14 protein-coding genes and 2 tRNA genes are annotated in these 25,879 nt (G+C 42.0%); 9 read left to right on the top strand and 7 right to left on the bottom strand.

What is annotated here, in order from left to right; genetic code table 11:
- Positions 1-147: 147 nt before the first annotated feature.
- On the top strand, positions 148-6,627 hold the full coding sequence (locus tag MN210_RS07740) for a DEAD/DEAH box helicase (protein WP_338411982.1): 6,480 nt from the start codon (positions 148-150) through the stop codon (positions 6,625-6,627).
- Positions 6,628-6,630: 3 nt separating this feature from the next.
- On the top strand, positions 6,631-8,823 hold the full coding sequence (locus MN210_RS07735) for a 3'-5' exonuclease (protein ID WP_241878105.1): 2,193 nt from the start codon (positions 6,631-6,633) through the stop codon (positions 8,821-8,823).
- 109 nt (positions 8,824-8,932) lie between these two features.
- On the opposite strand, the gene MN210_RS07730 is transcribed toward MN210_RS07735, so the two are convergent.
- Positions 8,933-9,193, bottom strand: coding sequence for a hypothetical protein (locus MN210_RS07730; protein ID WP_241878104.1), 261 nt, complete (start codon positions 9,191-9,193; stop codon positions 8,933-8,935).
- A 321-nt stretch (positions 9,194-9,514) separates the two neighbouring features.
- On the opposite strand from MN210_RS07730, the gene MN210_RS07725 reads away from it, so the two are divergent.
- Genes MN210_RS07725 through MN210_RS07715 form a run of 3 tightly spaced genes read left to right on the top strand, consistent with a single transcriptional unit; the run spans position 9,515 to position 14,278 of the window.
- Entirely contained in the window at positions 9,515-11,629 is a 2,115-nt protein-coding gene (locus MN210_RS07725; protein WP_338411981.1) for a hypothetical protein, read from the top strand.
- The gene (locus MN210_RS07720; RefSeq protein WP_338411980.1) at positions 11,607-13,484 is read left to right on the top strand and encodes a hypothetical protein; all 1,878 of its coding nucleotides are present in this window, start codon (positions 11,607-11,609) and stop codon (positions 13,482-13,484) included. The genes MN210_RS07725 and MN210_RS07720 overlap by 23 nt, the downstream gene beginning before the upstream one ends.
- The gene (locus tag MN210_RS07715; protein ID WP_338411979.1) at positions 13,481-14,278 is read left to right on the top strand and encodes a coiled-coil domain-containing protein; all 798 of its coding nucleotides are present in this window, start codon (positions 13,481-13,483) and stop codon (positions 14,276-14,278) included. The genes MN210_RS07720 and MN210_RS07715 overlap by 4 nt, the downstream gene beginning before the upstream one ends.
- A gap of 401 nt (positions 14,279-14,679) precedes the next feature.
- Here MN210_RS07715 and MN210_RS07710 read toward each other — a convergent pair.
- From MN210_RS07710 to MN210_RS07690, 5 genes are all read right to left on the bottom strand, one after another.
- Positions 14,680-14,756: transfer RNA gene (locus MN210_RS07710), tRNA-Asp, on the bottom strand.
- Between the two features lie 38 nt (positions 14,757-14,794).
- A tRNA-Val gene (locus MN210_RS07705) sits at positions 14,795-14,870 on the bottom strand.
- A 177-nt stretch (positions 14,871-15,047) separates the two neighbouring features.
- Positions 15,048-16,178, bottom strand: coding sequence for a porin (locus MN210_RS07700; RefSeq protein WP_241878096.1), 1,131 nt, complete (start codon positions 16,176-16,178; stop codon positions 15,048-15,050).
- 261 nt (positions 16,179-16,439) lie between these two features.
- On the bottom strand, positions 16,440-17,498 hold the full coding sequence (locus tag MN210_RS07695) for an alpha-hydroxy acid oxidase (RefSeq protein WP_011960703.1): 1,059 nt from the start codon (positions 17,496-17,498) through the stop codon (positions 16,440-16,442).
- Between the two features lie 266 nt (positions 17,499-17,764).
- Positions 17,765-19,120 carry a cation:dicarboxylate symporter family transporter gene (locus tag MN210_RS07690; RefSeq protein ID WP_338411978.1) on the bottom strand — a complete coding sequence of 452 codons (1,356 nt, stop codon included), beginning with the start codon at positions 19,118-19,120 and terminating at the stop codon, positions 17,765-17,767.
- A 294-nt stretch (positions 19,121-19,414) separates the two neighbouring features.
- Here MN210_RS07690 and trpB point away from each other — a divergent pair, with 294 nt between their 5' ends.
- Positions 19,415-20,635, top strand: a complete 1,221-nt coding sequence (gene trpB, locus MN210_RS07685; protein WP_011960701.1) for a tryptophan synthase subunit beta — start codon at positions 19,415-19,417, stop codon at positions 20,633-20,635.
- Between the two features lie 26 nt (positions 20,636-20,661).
- Here trpB and MN210_RS07680 read toward each other — a convergent pair whose 3' ends face one another.
- On the bottom strand, positions 20,662-21,246 hold the full coding sequence (locus MN210_RS07680) for an AAA family ATPase (RefSeq protein WP_011960700.1): 585 nt from the start codon (positions 21,244-21,246) through the stop codon (positions 20,662-20,664).
- A 308-nt stretch (positions 21,247-21,554) separates the two neighbouring features.
- On the opposite strand from MN210_RS07680, the gene MN210_RS07675 reads away from it, so the two are divergent.
- From MN210_RS07675 to lysS, 3 genes are all read left to right on the top strand, one after another.
- Positions 21,555-22,700: a beta-ketoacyl-ACP synthase III gene (locus MN210_RS07675; RefSeq protein ID WP_011960699.1), complete on the top strand. Its 1,146-nt coding sequence runs from the start codon at positions 21,555-21,557 to the stop codon at positions 22,698-22,700.
- Positions 22,701-23,016: 316 nt separating this feature from the next.
- Complete coding sequence (gene prfA / locus MN210_RS07670) at positions 23,017-24,111, top strand: peptide chain release factor 1 (RefSeq protein ID WP_011960698.1); 1,095 nt, start codon at positions 23,017-23,019, stop codon at positions 24,109-24,111.
- 131 nt (positions 24,112-24,242) lie between these two features.
- Positions 24,243-25,775, top strand: coding sequence for a lysine--tRNA ligase (lysS, locus tag MN210_RS07665; protein ID WP_338411977.1), 1,533 nt, complete (start codon positions 24,243-24,245; stop codon positions 25,773-25,775).
- Positions 25,776-25,879 lie beyond the last annotated feature (104 nt).

The raw sequence follows: 25,879 nt of genomic DNA, 5'->3' as shown, positions 1-25,879 counted from the left end.
ATTAAATATTGTACGGATTAAATGTCGTACGGATTAAATGTCGTACGGATTAAATGTCGTACGGATTAATCGCTTTGTTGTTGAGCTTGTGCTGACCCACCTATGTAATACTAGATATCAGACTTGGTATCTAAAAAAGGATGTTGTATGTTGCCCTCGTTAATTGCCCGTGAAATAAAGACTGAATTGGAAAACTTCTTATCAAGCAGTTTTCCAATGACCACTGCTGGCTTTCAGGGACGTGGCGATAAGGGGCTTATGGAGCAATTTTTACAAGATCCAGAGCGCCCGAATAATCTGCTCAAAGGCCCTTGGCTTGAAGTGAAGCTACCGTTTCGCACAGCAGATAGCCAAGCGCAGTCTCCATTAACTCAGGTCACGCTTGGCTTTACGCCTTATATGCATCAGCAGCGGGCTTTTGAGCGTTTAGCGACGCTGCATCCACAGTCTACACTGGTTGCCACCGGCACTGGCTCTGGTAAGACTGAGTGCTTTTTGTACCCGATATTAGATTACTGCCTGCAAGAGCGCCGGCGGGGTATTAAAGCTGTTATCATCTATCCAATGAATGCCTTGGCTACAGACCAAGCGCGCCGTTTTGCCAAAGAAGTGTCAGGCTTAACACCAAAGCTGACAGTTGGTCTATTCACGGGTGATGGCGGGTCAGACTCTCGGGTAATGAGCCCTGATCAAGTCATTACCAATCAAGACACCTTACGTGACAATCCACCAGATATCTTATTGACCAACTATAAAATGTTGGACTTCTTACTCATGCGTCCTAAAGATCAGGGGTTATGGAAACATAATCTAAAAACTCAAGATTTGCTGCGCTACCTTGTTGTCGATGAGCTGCATACCTTCGATGGGGCACAAGGCACAGATCTTGCCTGCTTGATTAGACGCCTGCGTGATAAGCTCCACCTTCAAGATAATCTTGCCTGTGTGGGTACTTCAGCGACTATTGGCGGAGAGAGTGCGCGCAAGCAACTGGCGGAATATGCCAGTGAAGTGTTTGCAACAGATTTCGGCTTAGACAGCATTATTTTAGAAGACCGGATTTCGGTTGATGAATACATTGAGCAGTTCAGACGCAACTCACAAATTAGCGCTGAGGACAGACCTCAGCTACTGGCTCATTGGCCGGAGGCTTTTGAAAGAGAGCTACTGCCGGGAGCCTTAACTCAAGGCGTATATCTTAGACGCCAAGCCAAGCTATGGTTTGATGTTGACTTAGCCTTAGATGTTGATGACCGTGACTCCCATGAATATAAGGCCGCTTGTGTGGCGCTGGGTGAATACCTACACCAGCATACTGCCTTTTTGAGTTTATTACGAGCGTCCAACCAGATAGTCGATCTACGTCAGCTGGCGGAGCAGTGGCAAAAAGACTTTAACTTAAGCAGCACTGACTATGCTTTGGCCTTATTAGACAGCCTAACAGCGCTTATTTCTACAGCCCGTGTCTGGAGTGATGCTTCTAAGCAAAAAGTTCGGCCGTTTTTGCAAGTTAGGGTGCAGCTTTGGTTGCGTGAATTAAGGCGTATGTTAGCAAGCGTTAGCCGTGAGCCAAAATTAGTCCATTCAGATGACCTGATTGACTCGACCTCGCCGCTACATTTGCCACTCCTGCATTGCCGAGAATGTCATGCTGCAGCTTGGGGGGCTATTAGACCTCAAGGTGAGCGGGCTATTAACCCTGAGTTACAGCGGTTCTATGCAGGTTGGTTCTCACAATCACCTGATTCAGTCTTACTATATCCGGTCAGCCCAGATGATGATTTCTCTTTTAGAAACAGTGCCATTAGTGAGATTTACAACCTCTGTACCCAATGCTGTGAGCTATATCCCAATAAGCATACTGAGTGTGAGAGCTGTCAGCAGCCAACGCTAAAGGTCTGGGTACCGTATCTGATTAAGCAAGTTGAGCGTGCTGGTCAAACCAAAAATATTCGTACCGATGACTGTCCTCGTTGCTCAGCCAATGGCAGTATGATGATTTTGGGTTCGCGAGCAGCGAGCCTTGCCAGTGTAGCTATTAGCCAGATATATGGTTCGCACTGCAATGATGATCATAAGCTTATTGCTTTCTCAGACTCTGTGCAAGATGCGGCGCATCGGGCCGGCTTCTTTGGTGCGCGTACCTATAATCAGACTGTCCGTCAGGCAATTGCTTATGTTGCACGAGATGAGGGTGATAATATGGCCTTATCGCGCTTTATCGATGAGGTCCCAAGATATTGGCAGCGTAAGATTAATAACGATGCCAACTTTATAGGTACTTTTATTGCCCCAAATATGCAGTGGCAGTCAGGCTATCAAGACCTAATTAATTCACATGGCGCCACCATAGATAAAGATATGGTGCAGCAGGTATCTCAGCGGCTGCGTTGGGAGGCTCTTACTGAGCTAGGGTTACGTTCTAGAATAGGACGCACCTTGGAGCGCTCAGCAGTGGCAGTGATTCAACCTGACCAAGATGCTTTGAATGAATGTGTGGGTGAGTTATTAACACATTGGCAGCAAGAGCTGGGACAGCTTCAGACTCTAACCACTCAGCAAGTCCAAAGATTCTTACTGGGTTTCTTAAATAGACTGCGTCAACAAGGTGCCTTTTATGACCCTATTTTAGAAGGTTATGTGAGTGGAGGCGGTAATACCTATCTATTATCACGTATTCCTTGGCTGCCTGGCTATGGATTCTCGGCAAGGCCTCCAGCGGCATTAACGCTGGTGCCAGTAAGTAGTAACTTCCAAAACCTCATAGGTAGAGGTTCGCAGTCTTATAGTAACTGGTACAACAACTGGTTTAATAAGACCATTGCTGATGGCGATGACGTATTGGCCAGTGCCGAATATGAGCAAGCTGCTTATATCTTAGTAAATGTCTTAAAAAGAAGTAAGTGGCTTATAGAACAAGATACAGCAAAAGGGGAGCGGGCCTGGTTGCTAAATACCGAGCGCTGGCAAGTGGTTAGCTCAGTGGCCGGTATCGCTTGTAATAGATGCGGGAGTCGTCAGACAATCTCGTTACAAAATCAAGCCAACTGGTATGCGATGCCGTGTTTACAAAGTAGCTGCCAAGGTGTTTATGAACCGGTAAATAGTGGACAGCAAGGACAGTTAGCTTACCGGACCTCTCCTAAGCGCTTGGTCACTAGTGAACATACAGGGCTACTAGAGGGTAAGGAGCGCTTAGCCATTGAGCAGTCGTTCATTTATGGCAAAAATGCTTGGGACGTTAATTTGCTTTCTGCCACACCCACGCTAGAGATGGGTATCGATATTGGTGACTTGTCCGCCGTATTACTGTGCTCTGTACCACCGGCTCAAGCTAACTACTTGCAGCGTATTGGTCGTGCTGGACGTAGTAATGGTAATGCATTGGCATTGACCATTGCCAATGGTAATAATCACGATAACTATTTCTATGAAGAGCCACTAGAGATGATTACCGGTGACGTGGCAACACCTGGTATCTTCTTAAACGCTATGGCAGTGCTTGAACGTCAATTAATTGCTTATTGCTTTGATAGATGGGTAGCCACAGGTGTCAATGAAGATGCGATTGCACCTACGATGGGTATGGTCTTAAACAGCTTGCAACACAAGCAAAAGAACGGCACTAATCTTGTTTCTACGCAAAATAGTTTCCCGAATAATATTTTAAGCTTTATTGATGAGCATCAAGAGCAGCTATATGGCCGTTTTGTCCAGTTATTTAAAGAACTTGATGAAGAAGGACAGGCTCATTTAAGGTCTTTTATTGGCTTGCAGGCTAGAGGTGCAACATCAACGTTTAATACCTTATCAGATGAGCAGGCTGCAGAGTACACGCCTTTAAGCTGGCGCATCGTTAATAGGCTTCAAGAGTTATTAGAGGGCCGAGAAAGTCATAAAAAACGTGCCGCTGATCTAAAGAAAAACTTTGAGGTCTTGTCTAAGCAGCCAGAAGATGAAGCACGCAATCAAAGGCTCGAGGATTTAAAACGCGAGCGCTCAGCCTTGCTTTCATTGATCAACAGTATTAACAAACAGCCTACTTTAAGCTTTTTTACTGACGAAGGATTGTTACCTAACTACGCTTTTCCTGAAGAGGGGGTGACGTTAAATTCGGTTATTGTGCGTAAGACAGATCGAAAAGAGGGGATAGGCTCAGATAACGAAGCAGGTAACAGTAGCTACGAGCAAGTATCCTTGAAGTTTCAGCGCTCAGCGCAAGCAGCATTAAATGAGCTGGTACCTGATAATGTGTTTTATGTCTCTGAGCATAAGATTAGCATTGAGCAGGTGGACTTGCGGTTATCAAAGCCGAGCGAATGGCGCCTATGCCCAAGCTGCCATTATAGTGAAGATGTTACTTTATCGGGGGATAAGCACAGTGCATGCCCACGATGTGGAGACCCTTATTGGGGCGATATTCAGCAAAAGCAAAATTTACTTAAGTTGCGTCAAGTCTATGCCCGTGCCAACTCCCGTTATGACCGTATTACCGATGATAGTGATCAGCGAGAGCCTAAGTTTTTCCAGCGTCAGTTACTTATTGATATAGACCCGCGCAATTGTCGCAATGCCATGCGTATTGACAATCCTGAGCTGCCTTTTGGTTTTGAGTACGTCAGTACCGCTACTTTTAGAGAAGTGAACTTTGGCGAACAGTTTGGGGAGTTTAATAGCTTCTCTGTCGCTGGCAAGAACAGCTCACGTAAAGGCTTTCAGATTTGTAGATATTGCGGCATGGTACGCCGCAAGAAGCTTAAGAAAGGTCAGTTTGCTCATGCCTTAGATTGTAAGCTAGCACGTCCAGGTGCTATTGAGTCAGAAAATGACTGGTTTGAAAGCTTATATCTTTATCGTGAGCTGCATTCTGAAGCCATACGCATTTTATTACCCTTAGCTGATGTGGCAGAGTCTGAAACAGCTCGGCTATCCTTTATTGCCGCTATCAATTTAGGTTTAAAAGAGTACTTTCATGGTGCTGTTCAGCATCTTGAAGTCACTGAGATGCGAGAGTCTAGTTTATCGGGTACTAAACAATACTTGGTTATCTATGATCGTATTCCTGGGGGAACAGGCTATCTAAAACAACTGATGGTAAGCCCTACCGCTTTATTTACCATGCTCGAGATGGCGTCACATCATTTAAGTACGTGTAAATGTGTCAACGATGAGCATAAAGATGGGTGTTATAGCTGTATTTTGGCCTATCGCAACAGTCACCATCGTCAAGATATCTCTCGCCAATCTGCTGTGAAGTTATTGACACAAATCTTGTTTAACAAGGACAAGTTAGTACCTATTGAGGCTCTAAATGAAGTGCCAACCAATCATATTTTGGAAAGCGTTCTAGAAGAGCGGTTTGTACAAGCGTTAAGCAAACGGTTTAAGGTTATTAAAGAGCGTGTTAATAATAAGCCGGGTTATTTAATTGATACAGGTTCTAGTATGTGGGTACTGGAGCCACAGGTTGAGTTCGGTAGCGAAGAGGGTGTTTTACAAACGCGTGCAGACTTTGTATTACGTCCGCATAAGCAAGCCGACCGTAATAAGGATAATGAGCTGATTGTCTATACTGATGGTTATGAATATCATAAGGACATTGTGACCGATGATGTGCTTAAACGTCAGAGCTTACTGCGTTCAGGACGCAAGGTCTGGGTGTTAACCTGGGATGACTTAGATCCTGAAAATACCGCCAAAGCTTCCAGTATGCCAAAGCTTTTGTTGGACAGTGCCAAGCCGTCCAGCCCAGGGTATAAGTTATGGGATAACTTTGCCCCCACGCATCAGTGGAGAAGTTTGCAAGAGATTAGAGGACTCTTAGAGCAAGGCAGCTTTGAGTGGCTGTCTGCATGGCTCACCGATACCGAGCAAACGCGCCAAGAGTTAATTCAGTGTGCTTTGTGCATAGCCATCTTGCAGCTGAGCGCGCGACCCCAACTAGATCAGTTCATTACTTCTCAAGTAACCGCTAATAACAATTGGTATGAGGCTGTAGTTAGTGCTATGCCCAATCAAAGTCAAGACTGGAGGCTGGTATCAGATATTAGCGGTCAGCCAAGCGCGTGGTATCTGCTAAGTTATACTGAGGTTGCTAACAGAAAAACATTAACGACTACCAGTCCTATGGTAAGCCTCTTTATCAATATCCAAGACTCTGTATTTAGTGGTCAGCGTATCGAAGACGCAAAAGATAAGTGGCGTGAGATTTGGCAGGCATATAACCTGTTGCAATATGCACCAAGTTTTTATGCAGCTACCCAGACCGGACTGCAGGCAGGATCTTTTGCTCATTTGTTAATACAAGACGATGAGGTGACTCGACAAGCTGATGAGGCACTTGCTATAGATAATGAATGGATAGATGTACGTGAGTTAAGTGAGCTGACGGATGAGGAAATTAAACACCTTCAAGCCTTGATATCAGAAGTTCCGGACGTAGGTATTGATCTAACGGATAATTCAGGCGCCACTATAGGTACCGCAGAGCTTGCATGGCCCAATCATAAAATTGCTCTATTTATAGAGTCTATAGATCAGCTTCCACAGCTCACAGACTGGTTATTTATTTCATTAGATACTGATAATTGGCTAGAGCAATTCAAACTAGCGCTAGATAAGGAGTAAAGTATGGCTAAGGCACAGCCCAAAGTAGCATTAGGTGATGGATTTCTTCAAGCTTTTGCCAATATTCCGCGGACTAAGCAAAAGGCAGTTATGAACTTCGTCAGTAAGTTTCGGGCCAATCCACGTGCGCCTGGTATTAATTATGAAGTCATTCGAAATGCGCGCGATCCCAATTTTCGTTCTGTACGTATTGATTTAGATTATCGCGGTATTGTACTTAGCCCCGATCAGGGTAACGTTTATATTTTACTATGGGTAGATAAGCATGATGATGCTTATACTTGGGCGGTACGTCATCGTTGCCAAATTCACCCGACCACTGGATCTTTGCAGTTATTTGAAGTAGAGCATGAAATAGAGCAGAGAGAGACTGACTCTTCGCCACAAAATATAGCACCCACTCCAGTTGAAGAGCAGAATCAGTCAGACCAACATACGATACCTGCGACGCCTTTGTTTAATCTGGAAGATGATATTTTACTAAGTATAGGAGTGCCACAAGAGCGCTTAGCACTAGTCCACTCTTTAACCAGTGAGGTGGCACTAGAAAAAATAGAACGTCAATTGCCAATTGAAGCATTTGAAGCACTATATTTATTAGCAGCAGGAACACCGCTTGAAGAGATTTTGCAAGAGTACTCATTGTCCAAGGCAACAGAGCCTGTCGATATTGAGGACTTCGAAGCAGCCTTAGATAACCCCGTAACCCAGCGCCGGTTCCATGTTCCCGAAGATGAACAGGAGCTTGGACGTATGTTAAATGCACCTTTAGAACGCTGGCGTGTTTTTTTACATCCCTCACAGCGTCAGTTAGTAGAACGCGATTGGAATGGCCCTGTAAGAGTGTTAGGCGGTGCGGGTACAGGCAAGACAGTGGTTGCCATGCATCGTGCTCGTTGGTTAGTTTCTCAGCCGGACTGGCCAAAAGATGCTCGTCTGCTGTTTACTACGTTTACGAGTAACTTAGCTTTAGATATTGCAGATAATTTACGAAAAATTTGTACGCCCGAACAAGCTCAGCGAATTGAAGTAGTCAACTTAGATGCTTGGGTCAGTCAATTTGTTAAACGTAATGGCTATCAATCGACTATTGTCTATCCTGGAGGTAAGGATAGACACTATGATAACTGTTGGTCTCAAGCAATGGCTTTAGTACCGGGTGAACTTGGATTACCTGATAGTTTTTATAAAGAGGAATGGCAGCGCGTTATCTTATCGCAACAAGTACGCAGCCGCCGTGACTACTTTGCCGCTAGCCGTGTAGGACGAGGTGTTGCCTTAAATAGACGTCAACGTGCGCAAATTTGGCCAGTATTTGAGGAGATGCGTGAGCAATTAGCAAGAGCTGGCTTTGTAACCGTTGAAGATGCTATTCACCATGCGCTCAATTTACTACAAACTGGTAGCGACAAACGTAGCTATCATGCGGTTGTAGTAGATGAAGGACAGGATTTCTCAGCAGAGGCTTTAAGTTTACTACGTGCATTAGTATCGGAACAAAGGAACGATCTATTTATCGTAGGGGATGCACATCAACGTATCTATAAACGTAAAACAAGCTTCAGCCACTGTGGTATCAATATTAGGGGACGTGGTCGGAAGTTAAAAATCAACTACCGTACTACGGAGCTTATTCGTCGTTATGCAACCGCATTATTAGAAGATGTAGAGATTGATGATTTAGACGGTGGTATCGATAGTACTAATGACTATCGCTCTTTGGTATTAGGACAAGAACCCATCATTAAAAACTTCTCAGATATAGGTGGGGAAGTCCAGTGGCTAGTACAGCAAATTGAGCAATTAAAAGTTGAGGATGTGTCTCTTTCAGAGATATGTCTTGTAGCTCGTACGAATAGGCTTTGTGAGGACTATGCCCAGATTCTGCAAAATAATGGAGTGCCTACGCACACACTATCTCGTCAAAAGTCAGATGATAGATCTCAAGAAGGAGTTCGTCTAGCTACTATGCATCGTATCAAAGGCTTGGAGTTTAGATGCGTTATGATGGTAGGGATTAATAAGGGCATTGTACCACTAAGTGTCGCAATCAATTCATCACAAGACGTGGTAGAACGGCGATTATCAGATATTAATGAACGTGCTTTGTTCCATGTGGCGGCTACACGTGCGGTTCGGTATTTATATATTTCTAGTCATGGTGCACCAAGTGAGTATCTGCTTATCAAGAGCTAAGTAAGTCATAATAAGCCATTGATTAAACGTTAGTATTATATGTTTAAACATAAGAAAACCCTTAGCCTGAACAGAACCCCATAAGTTGGACACAACTCATGGGGTGTTTTTATGCATTATTAATGGCAATCATCTCTCGCAAATACTGTAATGGATAAGGCAACACCGTTAGTGCTTTATATTTAATCAAATCGACATCTAATAATGGCAAGAGTTGTTGATGAACAACATCGCTCTTGAGCTCTTTAAGCTGTTTGATGCGTATCATATGAGACCAGCTTTGTTGTAGGGATTGGCTATAATAGCCGACAGAGTACCAAGCGTTTTCATTATCAGTTTTCCCAGTACTGATAATGAATAGATCAGGCATGAAATCAGAAAACTTGCCTTTAGATTTGCTTAAACCGAGAACGTAAATAAGCTTAAATTATCTTATAAAACAGCCTAAATTATTTACAGAATATACTATTATCAGTAATCTATATAAAAGCTACATCCTTTTTAGGCGGAATATTTAATTTTTACTATATATTATCAATTTAGATTAAAATAATTTTGTAGATACAAGACGGTTCCTCTTTAATATCGTTTTGATTTAAATACATATATTATTGATAGGATAATGTTTAAAAAACATAATAAATAAGCTCTAATTAACAACCTGATTTTTTATAGATAGTTAGGACAAAACATGAATGATATACAGCTAATCCAATTGGAAGATAAGCTCGCAACAGTAATGAGGATTGCAACTCAAATTGATAGTTGCAGCCCGGATACCATTGATAAATTAATTGATGCCTACCGTAAAATAAAACTTAGCCGCTTATTACTTAGTGAAACCTTTGTAGCTATAGCAGGAACACAAGGTGCAGGTAAAACCACTCTATTAAGCTCAATATATAATGCCTCTGACTGGCTACAAGCGAATAGTGGTCGAGGTGAGCAGATTCCAGTTTTCGTCTATGAGGATGCCACAATCGATGAAATTAAGGGAGTTCAGGTTATATATAACTCTGAGATTCAGAAAGAGTATGAGAGAGAGTGTAGCAAACAAGATTTTCAAAACTCCATTACATATTGGAACTATAAGCCTAATGAAAACGAGCGTGTTTTATATGTGAAGTTGCGTGTCCCTGTTGTATACAACTTTACATTCAGTTGGGTCTTGTTACCCGGCTATGAGAACGAGAACTATAAAAACTCAGTTTGGCAACGTTTTATGCGCTATGTATTAGCTCACTCAATAGGTGTTGTCTTAGTTACCCGCGAAGAAAGACTTGCTCACAACCAGTCAGATATATTAGAAGACTTAAAAGGCAGCGCTGGTTCTCATAAACCTATCATTGCTATCACAAGATCTGAGGGCATTAGAAATAATGAAGAAAAAAAATCAGACCTCATTAACCGAGCTACAGAGGTCTATGAAGTTGAAGATGACAAAATAGTTTTCACTGGCATAGACTTTGAAAACTGGAAAGATGATTTTTCTGATACTGTCGTCTCTATAATTAAACAAGATCTCCAAGTAGAGCAAGAAAAGCGCAATACTATTCTTGATGTAATCGATGGAGATCTAACGTTTATATCAGATGAGTTGCAAAGTTTAGCTGTTGATAGCGATATACAAAATGACTCTCAGCAAAAAGCTGTTGAAAATATTTTAGATCACTTTAATAAGTCTTCGGCTAAGTACAAAAAAGAACTCGAAGACAAGCTTCTAAGTCATACAAAAGACCTGGTTGATAAAGCTATTACAAATGCTAATAATGACTTTGAGAATGAAGAAACTGGCGTAGCAAACAACGCTAAAATCTTATTAAAAAAAATAACATTTAAAAATAATGAAGTTGACGATAAGCGCAAAAATAGAGTTTTAAAATACTTTCCTTCTGAGGAAATAATGAGGTCTAATTTAAAGGCGATTAATCAGACATCTGAAAGTAGACTAAATCTTAAACTTGATAATCATGCTGAAAAACTGCTGAACTATTCTGATGAAAAGACGGAGGATTTTGAAGATTCAGTCATAGATAATAAGGCCATTATTAATAGTGGCCTCAATACTCTGTTGAGAAGAAACTCACTTTCCAGTCAAGACTCAGCTAAAAATGCTATTATGAAAGCCTTGGACTACTTACCTGCCCTTGCTATGGAATATTCGAGAATAGTACAAGCATCATCCCTTGCTGATTCTGAGGAAAGTAACAAGCTATCAGATAAAATTAAAACTGTTAACTTTAATCACCACGACTTGGAAGATTTATTAAACTATGTAACCAAAGATATTAAAACAACCTCCGAAAGTGCTAAAGCAGTAATGGGTATTGTTGGCTCTTTAGTTGGCTTAGATATGGCAGATGGTAAGCTAGATGGTGAGATTAACTATAAATCGCACAGTGATAATGATACAGATAACGGAGCTAAATCAAAAGATTCTCTAGATTATCTAACGAAGGCATCTGTCTTAGGTACAAGAATGGCCGGTATGGCCGTTGCGATTGGCGCAGTCGCTTATACATCTTATAAAGTATCTAATACCGTTGCCTTAGCAGATAAATCTCATAGAGAGTTTATAGGGTTATATGCCAATCAAATCGGACAACAGAATATTTCAATGGTTTTGCAGCAGTATGATAAGCATATGGAGAAACTATCGGAGTTTTTAAGACAAAACTTAGAAGAGATGTACTGCGTGAATAATACAGACCAGAAGCACCAGCTAATGGTGGCCTTGAAACAACTCAAACTAATTCGTAAAGATGTACGAAGAGCTATCAAAAATGATCAACTCAACTTGGTATAACATTTATCAGCAACGATATGACTGGGCTAAGATAGCTTATTCAAAGTTTATGAGGAATTTTGATAGCCAGCTATATTCATCATCATCGATAAAGGATCAGATTTTTATATCTGTTTACGGTCCTTCTCAGGTTGGAAAAACCTCTTTGATATTGGAGCTAGTAGGTGTGTCAGCTGAGTCATATTACCATGTGGAGAATGTTTTAAGAGGTGAGAGAGGTTACGGTCGTTCTTCAACGTCAACTATTGTAAGGTATCGGGCTTCAGAGAACGACTATTGGTTTATTACTACAGACAGTGACAAGAATAAGGAGCTAATACAACTTAATGATGAGCAGGCGAAAAGCTATTTATCCAGACTGCGTAGTAAAATGGAGAGTTCTGGGAGCAGCTTTAGTATAGAGTCAATAACTATCTTCATACCAAAGAAGTACCTTGTAAAAAAATCAAACAATGATAAAGATATTATTATCAAGGATTTACCTGGCGTTAAGGCAGATAATGACAAAGAACGTGCCTTCGTTTTAAAGGTTATTAAAAAAAATATTGAAATATCAGATCTGGTTTTGATGGTTACGACAATTGATAACTTAGGTTTAATTGTCCAACCTGAAAATCTAGAGCTTGATGAACTCCAGGATTGGATGATTAAGCCACATAGATTTAAAGTCATACTAACAAGATTTTTTAGTGATGCGTCTAGTTATAACTTCTGTGCTACAAGTTTAAATAAAAATGGATCCCTCACAAAGTCTGATATTAGAAAGCATATCAACGATCAGATAAATACTCATGATAACGAATGGGAGTTATCGCAACAGCTTTATGCATTAGAGCTTGGCCAATCCTGGATCAGTTATTTAAACTCTGCTAAAGAAGATACTGTGTTAGAACACATAAAGCTTATTCGAGAAAGTTTTTTCGACGAACTCAAAGAGGTTATATACAGTTCTAATAACCCTATATCTCGTCTTGCTTATGGCTATCAAATTGGTAAAGTTGCAGAAAAAATAAAAGAGATTAAAAATACCAAAGCTGAGAAAGAGATTGTTTCAATAACAGAGCAAATTAAAAAAAATAAAATGAAAATCCAGAAAGACAGTGGATATATTAAAGAAACATATAAACATATTGCAAGGATTAGCCAGAATAATGAAAAAATAATTGATGAGAGGGGTTTCAGCTCCTTAAAGACGGTTATTTATCCTGAGCACATTCACCCCCCAAAAATAGGTAATAATGTCAACGAACTAAAAAACATGCTCACTCATTTAATTATTCATCTTAATGAACAATGGGATATATTGACCCGAAGTTATTCTTCACTTTTCAAACTTCCCGAATTTAGAACTATTGATGAAGTAGTGAGTATTCAAAGCAAACTAGACAGCTACAAACTTTCTTCATACTGGATTCCACAGAATTATGAGGAAGATTTACATCGTGTTATAGAGTCTATTAATAACCAGGTGGATGAATTAAACAAGGTTATTTACCAATACTATAATGGCTATAGATATGGAATTTACCAAAAAAACTTAGATGAGATAAAAACCCTAAATAATAGAATATATCAAGTTAAGCAAAGACAAGAGAAGTATCAAAAAAGGGTCATAAACTTACAATCTGATCTAACATACTGTAAATCAAGCTTAAAAAAATTCAATGAAGAAAGAGACCAAGAGATTGAACATAGCAAAAACTTTACAAAATATATTGAGCCTGAGTTTAAAGACGCTTTAAATCAATTCTCTAAAAAAGCAATGTCTGAAACAGACGAGAAAAAAAGGATTTATTGGATATTACTCCTCAGACTTATAAAAATTGACTTTGAAACTGTTAAAGGTAAATCATGATAGACACTGACGAAAGCTTACAAGCACTTGATGATGCATTAGAAAATATTTTCAACAAGAACTTAAGAAGTATTAGTAAGGAAAATACGGATAAACAGTTAGAGAAGCTAGATAGTCAAGTTCACTTCCTTATCCAGCAATTAGAGCACACTAGCGCTAGACTTAAGAGCTCATTATTAGAAGATATAACTTCCTATCTTTCAGATGAAATTGAAATAGAAGATTACCTTGAAAAAATTACTGATATAAGAAGAAACCTATATGCGCTAAAGCAAACTGTTTCAGACGGTAATAGAGATTTCGTTAGCACCATTAATAATTTATCAGCAAATATATTAAACCAGAGCTTAGAGAACTATAATGAATTATTAGAAGCTATTCTTGAATTACAACGGACTTTAAAGGTAGATTCTGAGAAATTAACGGAACTAAACAAGCTTAGTGAAGCAAATATAACCTCAATATTGACTCATCAAATTAAGCAGCTAAGTACTCTAGTTGAAAATAGAGAAGATAGATTAAATAAAGCGTTTGAATCTAGACATCATCAACTACTAGAACAGACTGATTTAAATCAGCAGGAGCTGATATCTCAGTACGCTCAAAGCACAACGAGTATTGCCAAATCAAATGAGGCTAATGCTCTCACAACTAATAAGCTATTAAACGAGCAGTTTGAGAAACTAACTATTAAAACTGACAATAACCTTAAAGTGACTAAAATTTTATGCGCCTCCAATGTCGTTTTAATTATTATAACATTAGTGCTCTGTTATATAGTGGTCACTCATTAAGAGCTGATTTTTAAACCCTACTTTGTATACCCTCCTGCTGTCAAATCCGTATAGTTAAACTCGGGAGATTTTAATTAAGCAGCTTAACGCTAAGGGCAAATTTGGGATCAGTTAGCATAACCAATTTTTAACAACCTTGGTCGCAAAGTGGTCACCATTTGGTCACTGAGAGATTGGTCACCGTAGAATACCTAAACAATAAGTGTTATAGAATTTAGGAAAAGGGTAAAAAAAGACGAGCAAGAAAATTGCAGCTTGTTGATCAATGCAACATATAACACCCTGCAAAGCCTGATAAATCAACAAGTTATATGAATATACAGATACAAAAAAACCTCAAGTAAATCAATACTTGAGGTTGAAACTGTTAAGCTAAATAAAGCTTATTAAGTTTTAAAATATGGCGCAGCGGACGGGACTCGAACCCGCGACCCCCGGCGTGACAGGCCGGTATTCTAACCAACTGAACTACCGCTGCTTGGGTCGATTAGTAAGTTTAAACACTAACTAATATAGTGGTGGGTGATGACGGATTCGAACCGCCGACATTCTGCGTGTAAGGCAGACGCTCTACCAACTGAGCTAATCACCCTCGCTCTGTGGATGTGTATTATATAGATTTTATGACCCTTGTCAAACCTAAAAACCAATTAATCGGCAGAAAAATAGAACATAAGACAGTTTTTAGGGCCATTTGCGACTTTGTTGGCCAACAGCCTTAGATTTTACACCAACCTAATCTATATGAATAAGTGCTAAGAGCGGCGGACTAGAACTTGTATTGAAGACCTGTGCCAATAGCAAAATAATCTGAGTCACCTTTGGCATACAGAGGGGTTAATTCACCGTTGGCATCCTCTTGTGTGCCAAGATATCCTTCCACATCTTTTGCCTTGTTATAACCCATATAAGCATGGGCAATGACGTTATCTTTAAAGTTATATTCACCACCGATCGCAATCTGATTAGAGTCTGCGCCAGAGATACCATGTAAATCAGTACTTCTATTGTACTGAGCATATACTGAGGCAGGTCTTGCGAGGTTGCTTAAGCCGAGCTTTGCACTAAGTACCATGCCTTTTTCTTTTTCTGAGTAGCCGTCATAATCAGCCACTTGGTATAAGGCGCCTAACGTAACAGGCACGTTAGTGGATTTGGCTAAATCATAGGTAGCGGTACCGCGCACAAGAGACCCTGAGATTTCTAGGTCCTTATCATAAGCAACGCTTGCCACCAAGCCATTATTAGGCTTATAGGTGAGATAGCTGCCAAAGCCTTCGCCATTGTGGTATTCATTATCCTCATCCGCCTGATACATCACAAACAGCTCAAATGGCAAATCCTTACGCTCTGGTGACTGCCAGAAGAGGACATTAGATACCCGAGGTACGGCATCGGTCATGTTTAGTGCGTTAACAGATTGTGTGGTTTTTGACAATTGAGTCGTGCCGTTATTGTCCCAGATGCCTTTAGCAACAACGACATTGTTAATCAAATCCACAGGGGTCCAGTAGCGACCGGCTCTTATTGTGCCCCATGTATCATTTTTTAAGCCTAAATAGTTACTACGATTGGGCAAATCAACACTTGAGCCATTACTTTCGGTCAAATTCACACCAAATTGAAACTGGTAAACCACGTCTGTGGTCGCACTAATAGGTTCTGAACCTCGAAGACCTATTGTTGATTTATAAGTTTTGATATGAAAGTCATCTTCTCCGTATTTACCACTGCCTTGGTAGGTAGGATACTTATCTGCTAACTGCTTTTTATCTGCATCAAAGTTTGCGTCAGAATAATAGCCTTGTACAAACAAGTTGCCGAATAGCTTGGGCGCTTCTGCATAAGCGGCAGGGCAACAAAAATAAAACAAGGCAAGAGGAGCAACGATCTTTTTCATAAATAAAACTCTTTATTGAAGTAAGAATCAGCAGAGATGGCCAAAATTTGGTGACATATGTCAATTAATGTAGAGTTTATATTACAGATATTTATCCATAAGTAAATAGTTTAACCGTTATCTGTGGCTATCTATAATCGCGCCCAGCGCTTCTTTTCATAAAAAAATCGGCCTGCAAGACAGACCGATTTTTAAATATCTAGAGATAAAACTTAGGGATAAGCGCTTGGATCGCCCTATTAAAATATGAATATCATTGGGCTATTTCCAGATTACCGAATGGTCAATACTATTAATGGTGTTGTACCCAGTTAATGTCATTGCCATTTCAAATTCATGTTGTAAGATTTTAAGCGCTTTGGCCACACCCTCTGATCCTGCTGCTCCCAATGCTTGAGCAATCGGTTTACCTAATAGCACTGCGTCAGCGCCTAAAGCCAAAGCCTTTAAGACGTCCGTACCACGGCGGATACCGCCATCGATGAGCACGGGAACTCTATGGTCGACACGCTCAGCTACTCGCTGTAATGCCTCAATGGTTGGCGGCGCGGTATCTAATTTACGCCCTCCGTGGTTAGAAACAATAATACCAGAGGCGCCAATATCAAGGGCTCGTTGTGCATCTTCAGCATTAACGATGCCTTTAATCAGTACCGGCAAGGAAGTATAAGCAATCAGCATTTCCACTTCTTGCCAAGAGACAGGGGCTGGCCGGCCAATCTTATAAGGCATGTTCAAGTCTTTAGACAGCTCAAAGCCGACCTTGTCTTCTTCATTGCGTACAGCCGCGGCAACAGAATCTAGGGTAATACACACCGCTTTGCAGCCGGCCGCTTCTGCTTGTTTTAGCACTTTTTTGGCAAATTCTAAGTCATCTTGGATATACAACTGAAACCAAATCGGCGTGGTCGCAACTTGCTGAATATCTTCTAAAGAGGTGGTGGTAAAGGAGCTAATGACACAAGCTGTTTTGGCCTCTCCAGCGCCTTTGACAGTAGCAAGCTCACCGTCAGGATGCATGGTTTTTTGGAAAGCAAAAGGGTCGACTAAAATTGGATAGGCCAACTCATCACCAAATAAGGTCACTTTAGTATCTAGCTTTTTTGCATCATTTAATACTCTAGGATTTAAGGTGATGTGGTCATAAGCACGGTGGTTATTTTGATGCGTAATTTCATCGCCGGCACCAGTTGAGACGTAGGCAAATGCGCCTTTGCTCATTTTCTTTTTTGCCAATACTTCAAAGTCAAAAAGATTGGTGACTTGCGACAAGTCATTAATCTCATAATCGGCGTTAATGTCTGTGCTGGGGTGAGTCATGTTTATAAAGCTCCTTATATTTATTATTAATAGGTTTTTTAATTGGACAGGTTTAGAGTAATTTCACAGTACGGGGCTTGCCTGTTAATAATATTAAAGCCAATATAGTTTGTTAAATGTAGTGTTGTTGTATTGAAGGTATAAAGAGTCGTAAGGGTGTGGACATAAAAATACCCCATAAATTGTGGTCAAATTATGGGGCGAATATCGGTAAGATTTAATGGCTGGGCTGATTTGTAACAGCTTAAATATAGGCTGGGTTAAAGTCAGCTAGGCTGGCCTTGATAGTCTGCATGATGCGCCACATCACCCAGTACCTTATTGCCGACCACGCCTGCGGTAATCGAGCCGCTAACGTTAACCAAAGTACGCATCATATCGATAAGTGGCTCAATAGAAATCAGCAGGCCAGCCAGCTCCAGTGGCATACCTAATGTGGACAGCACGATAATGGCCGCAAAAGTTGCGCCACCGCCGACACCTGCCACCCCAAATGAGGCAATCATAGAGATGCCCACGACGGAGGCAATAAAACTCATAGACCAAGGGTCAATGCCCATAGTGGGGGCAATCATCATTGCTAACATCGCAGGATACACACCTGCACAGCCATTTTGACCAATGGTTGAACCAAAGGATGCTGAAAAGTTAGCAATTGGCTTGGCAATACCCAGCTCATTGACTTGCGCATCGATACTTAGCGGTATGGTTGCCGCAGAGCTACGTGAGGTAAAGGCAAAGGTCAATACCGGAGCGATTTTCTTAAAGTGGCTAATGGGCGAGCGTCCAGTAAGCGTAATAATCAAGGCGTGCACAATAAGCATAATAAATAGTGCAACATAAGAGGCGATTAAGAATTTGGCCAATTGCCAAATAGCGCCGGCATCAGTAGTGACAATGACTTTAATCATGAGCGCTAAGATACCATAAGGCGTTAGGCGGATGATTAAGCGTACCAACGCCATAACCCAGCTTTGAGCGATATCGATACCTTTGATAATCATGGCACCTTTTTCAGGGTCATTTTTATTAACGGTTAAAGCGGCGATACCCAATAAGCTTGCGATGACCACAGCTGAAATCATTGAGGTGCTTTCAAGACCGGCTAAGGTGCCGCCAATGCTGGTCGGTATAAAGCTTAAAATTAGGCCCGGAATGGTCAAATCGGCCACTTGGCTGCTGCTTTCTATGATATTTTGGCTACGAGCTATCTCTTGCTCACCGGCCACAATAGAGCTGGCATCAAGGTGGAATAAATTGGCAATAATCGCCCCGTCAAAGGCTGCGATACCGGTAGTAATGATTAAGGTGCTGATAATCCAAAAGCTCATCGAACCAATCATAGAGGCTTTTTCTAATCGAGCAATGGCTGCCAAGATGGAGATAAATACCAAAGGCATTGCTATCATTTTTAATAAATTCACATAGCCATTACCAACGATATTTACCCAAGGTAAAAAGCTTTCTGTATCCAATCCTAGGCTCGATATTACCAGCCCATAGATCACCCCAAGAAATAGGCCTAAAAACACACTGCGGCTTAACGAATCGCTTTGACGATGATAACGCCATAGACCGTACAGCAGGCCAACAAAGAGGATCAATAAGACAAAAACAAGCATCTCAAACTCCGCAATCAAAACAAACAGACTATTATCCAGACTTGTAGGATAAGGTCTAGCGCTAAATAGAGGAGTTATTATTCCTTTAGGTTATAAGGGGGTGTATATTTTTGTTTGTAGTTGCGGTGCTGGGTTTACAAGAATTTAGGTCATATTGTGGCTTGACCGGAAGAATAAGTTAATTTAGAATTCGTATCAGTGTACTAGAACACAAAAACACTAAGGCATAGAAAGCATAGATAGGTAGATACAAAGCATTATTTAAATATTTTTTAGAGCAGGCTAGGGGCAAATATGACACAGATAAAAGACAGCTATGGTTTACACGCATCGACACTACCAGACACCCAAGGCCTATATGGCGAGTTTGGGGGAAAAATTAGTCATCCTGAACTGGCACGAGCGCTAGATGAGCTAGAGACTGGATTTCGTGAAATTATTAAAAATGATGATTTTATCGCCGAGATGAAGCGCCTGCGTGAGACCTATGTAGGCAGACCTAGCCCGATTTATCATGCTAAGCGACTGACAGCGCACTGCGGCGGTGCGCAAATTTATCTAAAGCGTGAGGACTTAAACCATACCGGCGCCCACAAAATCAACCACTGCTTAGGTGAGGTGCTACTGGCCAAAAAACTGGGCAAAACCAAGGTAATCGCTGAGACCGGTGCAGGCCAGCATGGGGTAGCATTGGCGACGGCGGCAGCACTTATGGGCGTGGCCTGCGAGATTCATATGGGGGTGGTCGATATCAAAAAAGAGCATCCTAATGTCAGCCGTATGAAAATCTTGGGCGCCAATCTGGTGCCCGTATCACAAGGCGCTGGTACCTTAAAAGAGGCGGTTGATAGTGCTTTTGAGGCGTATTTGGGTGATATTAAAAACAGTATGTTTGCCATTGGCTCAGTGGTTGGTCCCGCGCCTTATCCTGAGATGGTCGGGTACTTTCAATCGGTTATTGGCCATGAAGCGCGCGAGCAGTTCTTACAGGCGACTGGTAGTTTACCTAATAAAGTCGTGGCTTGTGTCGGTGGCGGCTCCAACGCCATGGGTCTATTCAGCGGCTTTATGGAAGATGATGTCGTTGAGAAGATTGGTGTTGAGCCGGCAGGCGAGGGGTTAGATACGCCGAATCATGCGGCCACCATGACTAAAGGTGTCAAAGGTGAGATACAAGGCTTTAAGTGTTATGTGCTACTTAATGACAAAGGCGAGCCGGCACAAGTGCATTCTATCGCTTCAGGGCTAGACTATCCGGGCGTTGGTCCTCAGCACTCTTATTTGCGCGATGCCAATTTGGCCACTTATGAAGCAATCACAGATAAAGAATGTTTAGAGGCGTTCATGGCCTTGTCTCGCCTGGAGGGTATTATCCCAGCACTGGAGTCCTCACATGCGGTGGCTTATGCAATGAAGATTGCCAAAGACATGCCGGCTGATCAAAGCATCTTGGTCAACTTGTCCGGTCGAGGTGATAAAGACATTGACTTTGTATTACAGAAAATTAAGGTATAGTCACAGCTTATCCAAAAGCTGTCTTATCATAAACCAGCGTCAAGCCACTGGGTAACTTGCTGTACCCGTGCTTGACGTGTCCCACCAATGCGTAAAAATGGCTTATTGTGCTCAGTTAAGGCATCGATAAACGCTTGGGTAATCTGCTCTCGCTGCTGGGGCGCGTCACGTAAGTCATCAGCCACCCAAGGCACATCCACCTGCGTTAGCAAGATCAAGTCGTAATGATGGCTCAGTGCTGCAGCCTTAAGCGCGGCTGGACACTCATTATAATACCAATACGCATACACCATAATCTCAAATAAAGCGGTATCACAAAACAGATAGCGATTGGCCACCGCTGCCTGCTGATTTTCGGTCGCAACTTGCCCATAGGCGATCGGCATTAAATCCTGCCATTCACAAACGCTTTGAGTGGTGTCCCATTTGTGCTGCAAATAGGGGCGCATGTACTCAATTACCCACTGAGTCTGATAATGCTGAGCCAAATCTTGGCATAGGGTCGTTTTGCCAGTACTTTCGGCACCAAGGATAAGCACCTTTTTGATACCGGCTGGCGTGTGCTGCTGTAACTCGGCTTCTAAATGAGCTTGTGATACCTTAATAGGCATTTTAAAATAACCTTTTTATATTAATAAACGCTTGTACACTGAAAAATAGCAATTTATAGTTATCAATTGCGCCATAAATAAGCTGAGATAGAAAAAGATAAAGAATTTATCACACTCAGTATTAGGAATAATGACACAAAACAGGCATAATATTAGGCTTGTGCTTAAAATGCCAACCGAGGGTCAAATACTGCAACTTAGTTTTTCAGTCACTTGACACCGCAATAAAAAAAACAGCTTCACCTCTTTGAGCGTGATAACTTTTAGTATGACACATAATTAATTTGCTAAGAATAATAGGAAGCAATATGAAAACATATATTACAGGGACAGGTCTATATATTCCGCCATATAGCATCAGTAATGAAGAGCTTGTTGACTCATTTAATCAGTATGTCGCTAATTATAATACTCAATACGCCAGCGAAATTGAAGCAGGGACCCGTGACGCACTAGAGCCTTCATCGGCTGAGTTCATTGAAAAAGTATCGGGTATTAAGTCGCGATATGTTATGGACAAAAAAGGCATTTTAGACCCTGAAATTATGGCACCTGTATTGCCGGCTCGTAAGCTGGGTGAAGAGCTGTCTTTAATGGCTGAGATGGGGGTAGATGCCCTACAACAAGCTTTAGCAGAAGCCGGCCTTGAGGCCACTGAGCTTGACGGAATTATTGTGGCCTGTTCAAACTTACCCCGCGCTTATCCTGCATTGGCCATTGAGATTCAACATGCCATCGGTATGGTGGGCGGCTTCGCTTATGACATGAACGTGGCTTGTAGCGCCGCAACCTTTGGTATCGCTCAAGCAGTGGGTACGATTAAAGGCGGCTTAGGCACTAAAATTGCTGTGGTAAACGTTGAGATTACTACCTCGCACCTAAACTTCCGTAACCGTGATAGCCACTTTATCTTTGGTGACGTGGCGACGGCCTCTATTATTGAGCAGCTAGATACACCAAAAGGCTATGAGATTTTAGACAGCAAACTGTTTACTCAGTTTTCAATCAATATCAAAAATGAATACAGCTTCTTAGACAGATGCGAGTATTTAGCAGCAGGTACTGAGCTGTATCATGATCTAAAAGAACCGGTAACGGATAAGCTGTTTTTACAAAATGGCCGTAAGGTGTTTCGCGAAGTATGCCCCAAAGTCTCTGAGATGATCAGTGAGCATTTGCAAGAGAACAACTTTAAGCCTGAAGAAGTAAAAATGATGTGGCTACACCAAGCCAACTTAAACATGATCAATCTAATTTTACGCAGTGTGGTCGGCAAAGATGCTGACCCTGCGCTTGCGCCCACTGTGATTGATGAATTTGGTAACACCAGTTCAGCCAGCCCCGTGATTGTATTCCATCGCTTTAAAGATCAGCTGCAATCAGGCGATTTGGGCGTCATGTGCTCCTTTGGTGCCGGTTACTCAATCGGCTCAGTGCTGGTGCGCAAAGTTTAACTCATTGGTTATAAAGTGCATTTTATCTCAGATTAAGCAGGTCATTGGGCCTGCTTAATTCGTTAGGCCATGAATTTAACATCGTGAGTATCGGTATTTTCGCCAAAATTTGTTATAATTAGCCACTTTGTGTAAGTCGCTACATTTTTATAGCGCAAAGCCTATACAAAGCTTCCTCGTATAATTACCGAAATAATTATCAAAAATCAGTAAACTAATGACCCTAATAAGCTTTCAACCTTAAGCTTAACTATCGATAGTTACTGAAGTATGACCCTATATCTCGTTACTAACTTCACTGAAGAAAAGATTACTTATGAAAGACTCGTTAAGAGAACGCTTAGATCAAATGGTAGACCGCTTTGAAGAAGTGACTGCCTTGTTGTCTGATCCTGATACCATCAGCGATAATAATAAATTTCGCGAGTTATCTATGGAGCACAGCGAGCTGTCAGAGATTACCGCTTTGTGGCAGCGCTATCGTCAGGCTGAAATTGATAAAAAAGATGCACAAGAGATGATCAACGACGCATCAGATCCTGATATGAAAGAGATGATGCAAGAGGAGATTGACTCAGCCAGCCGTGATATTGAGGCGATGGAAGAAGAGCTGAACGTCATGATGCTGCCAAAAGATCCTAATGATAAAGTACCTGCCTTCTTAGAAATCCGTGCCGGTACCGGTGGTGATGAAGCGGCTATTTTCTCAGGCGATCTGTTTCGTATGTATGAGCGTTATGCCTCTTCACAAGGCTGGACTATCGAAGTGCTGTCAGCCAACGAAGGCGAGCACGGCGGATATAAAGAGATTATCAGCCGAGTATCAGGTAATGATGTGTATGGCCGCTTAAAGTTTGAATCAGGCGCACACCGAGTACAACGTGTTCCTGAAACAGAAAGCCAAGGCCGTGTTCACACATCAGCGTGTACGGTCGCGGTGATGCCCGAGGTGGAGATTGATGATACGGTAGAGCTAAACCCAGCCGATATTCGTATGGACACCTTCCGCTCAAGCGGTGCCGGTGGTCAGCACGTAAACACCACCGACTCGGCGGTACGTTTGACTCACATTCCAACGGGTGTGGTCGCTGAGTGTCAACAAGAGCGCAGTCAGCATAAAAACCGTGCCAAAGCCATGCAAATGCTAATCGCCCGTATTCAGCAAGCCAAAGTGCAAGAGCAGGTCGATACTGCAGATGCCCTACGCCGCAACTTAGTGGGTAGTGGCGATCGCAGTGAGCGCATTCGTACTTACAACTTTCCACAAGGTCGTATGACCGACCATCGTATCAACTTAACCCTATATAAGTTAGATGCTATTATGGAAGGCGATTTAACAGAGCTACTTGATGCGTTAAATCGTGAACACCAGGCCGATTTAATGGCCAGTATCGGGGGTGGAGACGATTAATTCACCGCTTTGTTATGATGGTGCTTCAGGCTAATTACGCATTTAACGCTTGAAGCACAGCAGCTAAGCGTGTCAAATTAGTCATTTATCCTTATTACCATTTACCTTTTTGAATAACTTTGGAAACTGTAATGTCTAACCAATCAACGAACGATCAAGATCAAATTCCATCAGCAGAAGATACCAATGACTTGATTGCTCAGCGCCAAGCCAAACTTGACGAGATCAGCGCTGCTGGCAAAATCGCTTATCCGAATCAGTTCAAGCGCACTGATTATGCTGAGGATTTACAAAAACAGTTCGAAGGCATTACAAAGCAAGAAATCGAAGAAAATGCCGCCAATGGCGACAAAACTCAGGTGAGCATTGCCGGTCGTGTGATGCTAAACCGCGGCGCCTTTATTGTTATTCAAGACATGACAGGACGTATTCAGCTGTATGTGGCGCGCAAAGAGCTCGATGAAGACAGCCTAGCGTTAATCAAATCCCTAGATTTGGGTGATATTATTGGTGTGAGCGGCTATATTGGCCGTTCGGGTAAAGGTGATTTATATGTTCATATCGAACAAATTACTTTATTAACCAAGTCTTTACGTCCTATGCCAAATAAGTTCCATGGCCTAGCAGACACAGAAGCACGCTATCGCAACCGTCATTTAGACTTAATGACCAACGAATCTAGCCGCAATACGTTTATGATTCGTAGCCAAGTGATTAGTGGTATCCGTAAATTCATGCTCAATGAGCGCTTTATGGAAGTTGAGACCCCAATGATGCATCCCATTCCAGGGGGTGCTGTGGCGCGTCCATTTATTACCCATCACAATGCGTTAGATATGCCATTATATTTACGTATTGCCCCTGAGCTGTATCTAAAGCGTTTGGTTGTGGGCGGCTTTGAGCGGGTATTTGAGATTAACCGTAGCTTCCGTAATGAAGGGGTATCTACCCGCCACAATCCTGAATTCACCATGATTGAATTTTATCAAGCCTATGCCGATTATAAGGACTTGATGGATTTAACTGAGCGTCTATTTAACCAACTGGCGATGGATATTTTAGGGACGACTGAGCTGACCTATCAAGAAGAAACCATCAGTCTCAAAGCACCTTTTGCTCGTTTAAGCATGACAGATGCCATTGCTCAGTATGCTGAAGGCTTCGATATGTCTAAAGTAGCGGACAGAGATTACCTAGCTGACTATGCTCAAAATGTATTAAAGCAGCAAGTCAAAGAAGGCTTCGGTATTGGTAAACTGCAAACCATTATCTTTGAAGAGACTGCTGAGCATAAGCTGCGTCAGCCGACCTTCATTACCCAGTACCCTGCTGAGACCTCACCGCTTGCACGCCGCAACGATGAAAATCCTGAGATTACTGACCGCTTTGAGTTGTTCATTGGCGGTCGTGAGATTGCCAATGGCTTTAGTGAGTTAAATGATCCAGCCGACCAAGCCGAACGCTTCCACAATCAAGTGGCCGAAAAAGACGCAGGTGATGATGAAGCGATGCATTTTGATGCAGACTATGTCGAAGCCTTAGCTTATGGTCTGCCACCGACAGCGGGTGAGGGTATTGGTATCGACCGTTTGGTCATGCTATTTACAGATGCAGCCAGCATCCGTGATGTGATTTTATTCCCGCACCTGCGCATCAAGCACTAAAAGATAAGCGGTAAGTTTGACACTTACCTGCTCAGTGAGTTACTTATCAGACTGACTGAGCACAACCATACAGTGTTTAGTTTAATTAATAGGACTGCTTACTT

Origin of the sequence: Psychrobacter raelei (assembly GCF_022631235.3) — a bacterium.
In the GTDB taxonomy this organism is placed as follows: domain Bacteria; phylum Pseudomonadota; class Gammaproteobacteria; order Pseudomonadales; family Moraxellaceae; genus Psychrobacter; species Psychrobacter raelei.
This window is presented reverse-complemented; position numbering and strand designations above follow the sequence as displayed.

What these genes read in the sequence shown, in the direction of transcription:
- MN210_RS07700 (WP_241878096.1), bottom strand. Translation starts at nt 16,178, where the DNA reads ATGAAAAAGATCGTTGCTCCTCTTGCCTTGTTTTATTTTTGTTGCCCT.
- MN210_RS07680 (WP_011960700.1), bottom strand. Translation starts at nt 21,246, where the DNA reads ATGCCTATTAAGGTATCACAAGCTCATTTAGAAGCCGAGTTACAGCAG.
- trpB (WP_011960701.1), top strand. Translation starts at nt 19,415, where the DNA reads ATGACACAGATAAAAGACAGCTATGGTTTACACGCATCGACACTACCA.
- MN210_RS07695 (WP_011960703.1), bottom strand. Translation starts at nt 17,498, where the DNA reads ATGACTCACCCCAGCACAGACATTAACGCCGATTATGAGATTAATGAC.
- MN210_RS07740 (WP_338411982.1), top strand. Translation starts at nt 148, where the DNA reads ATGTTGCCCTCGTTAATTGCCCGTGAAATAAAGACTGAATTGGAAAAC.
- MN210_RS07715 (WP_338411979.1), top strand. Translation starts at nt 13,481, where the DNA reads ATGATAGACACTGACGAAAGCTTACAAGCACTTGATGATGCATTAGAA.
- lysS (WP_338411977.1), top strand. Translation starts at nt 24,243, where the DNA reads ATGTCTAACCAATCAACGAACGATCAAGATCAAATTCCATCAGCAGAA.
- MN210_RS07720 (WP_338411980.1), top strand. Translation starts at nt 11,607, where the DNA reads ATGATCAACTCAACTTGGTATAACATTTATCAGCAACGATATGACTGG.
- MN210_RS07725 (WP_338411981.1), top strand. Translation starts at nt 9,515, where the DNA reads ATGAATGATATACAGCTAATCCAATTGGAAGATAAGCTCGCAACAGTA.
- MN210_RS07675 (WP_011960699.1), top strand. Translation starts at nt 21,555, where the DNA reads ATGAAAACATATATTACAGGGACAGGTCTATATATTCCGCCATATAGC.
- MN210_RS07690 (WP_338411978.1), bottom strand. Translation starts at nt 19,120, where the DNA reads ATGCTTGTTTTTGTCTTATTGATCCTCTTTGTTGGCCTGCTGTACGGT.
- MN210_RS07730 (WP_241878104.1), bottom strand. Translation starts at nt 9,193, where the DNA reads ATGCCTGATCTATTCATTATCAGTACTGGGAAAACTGATAATGAAAAC.
- prfA (WP_011960698.1), top strand. Translation starts at nt 23,017, where the DNA reads ATGAAAGACTCGTTAAGAGAACGCTTAGATCAAATGGTAGACCGCTTT.
- MN210_RS07735 (WP_241878105.1), top strand. Translation starts at nt 6,631, where the DNA reads ATGGCTAAGGCACAGCCCAAAGTAGCATTAGGTGATGGATTTCTTCAA.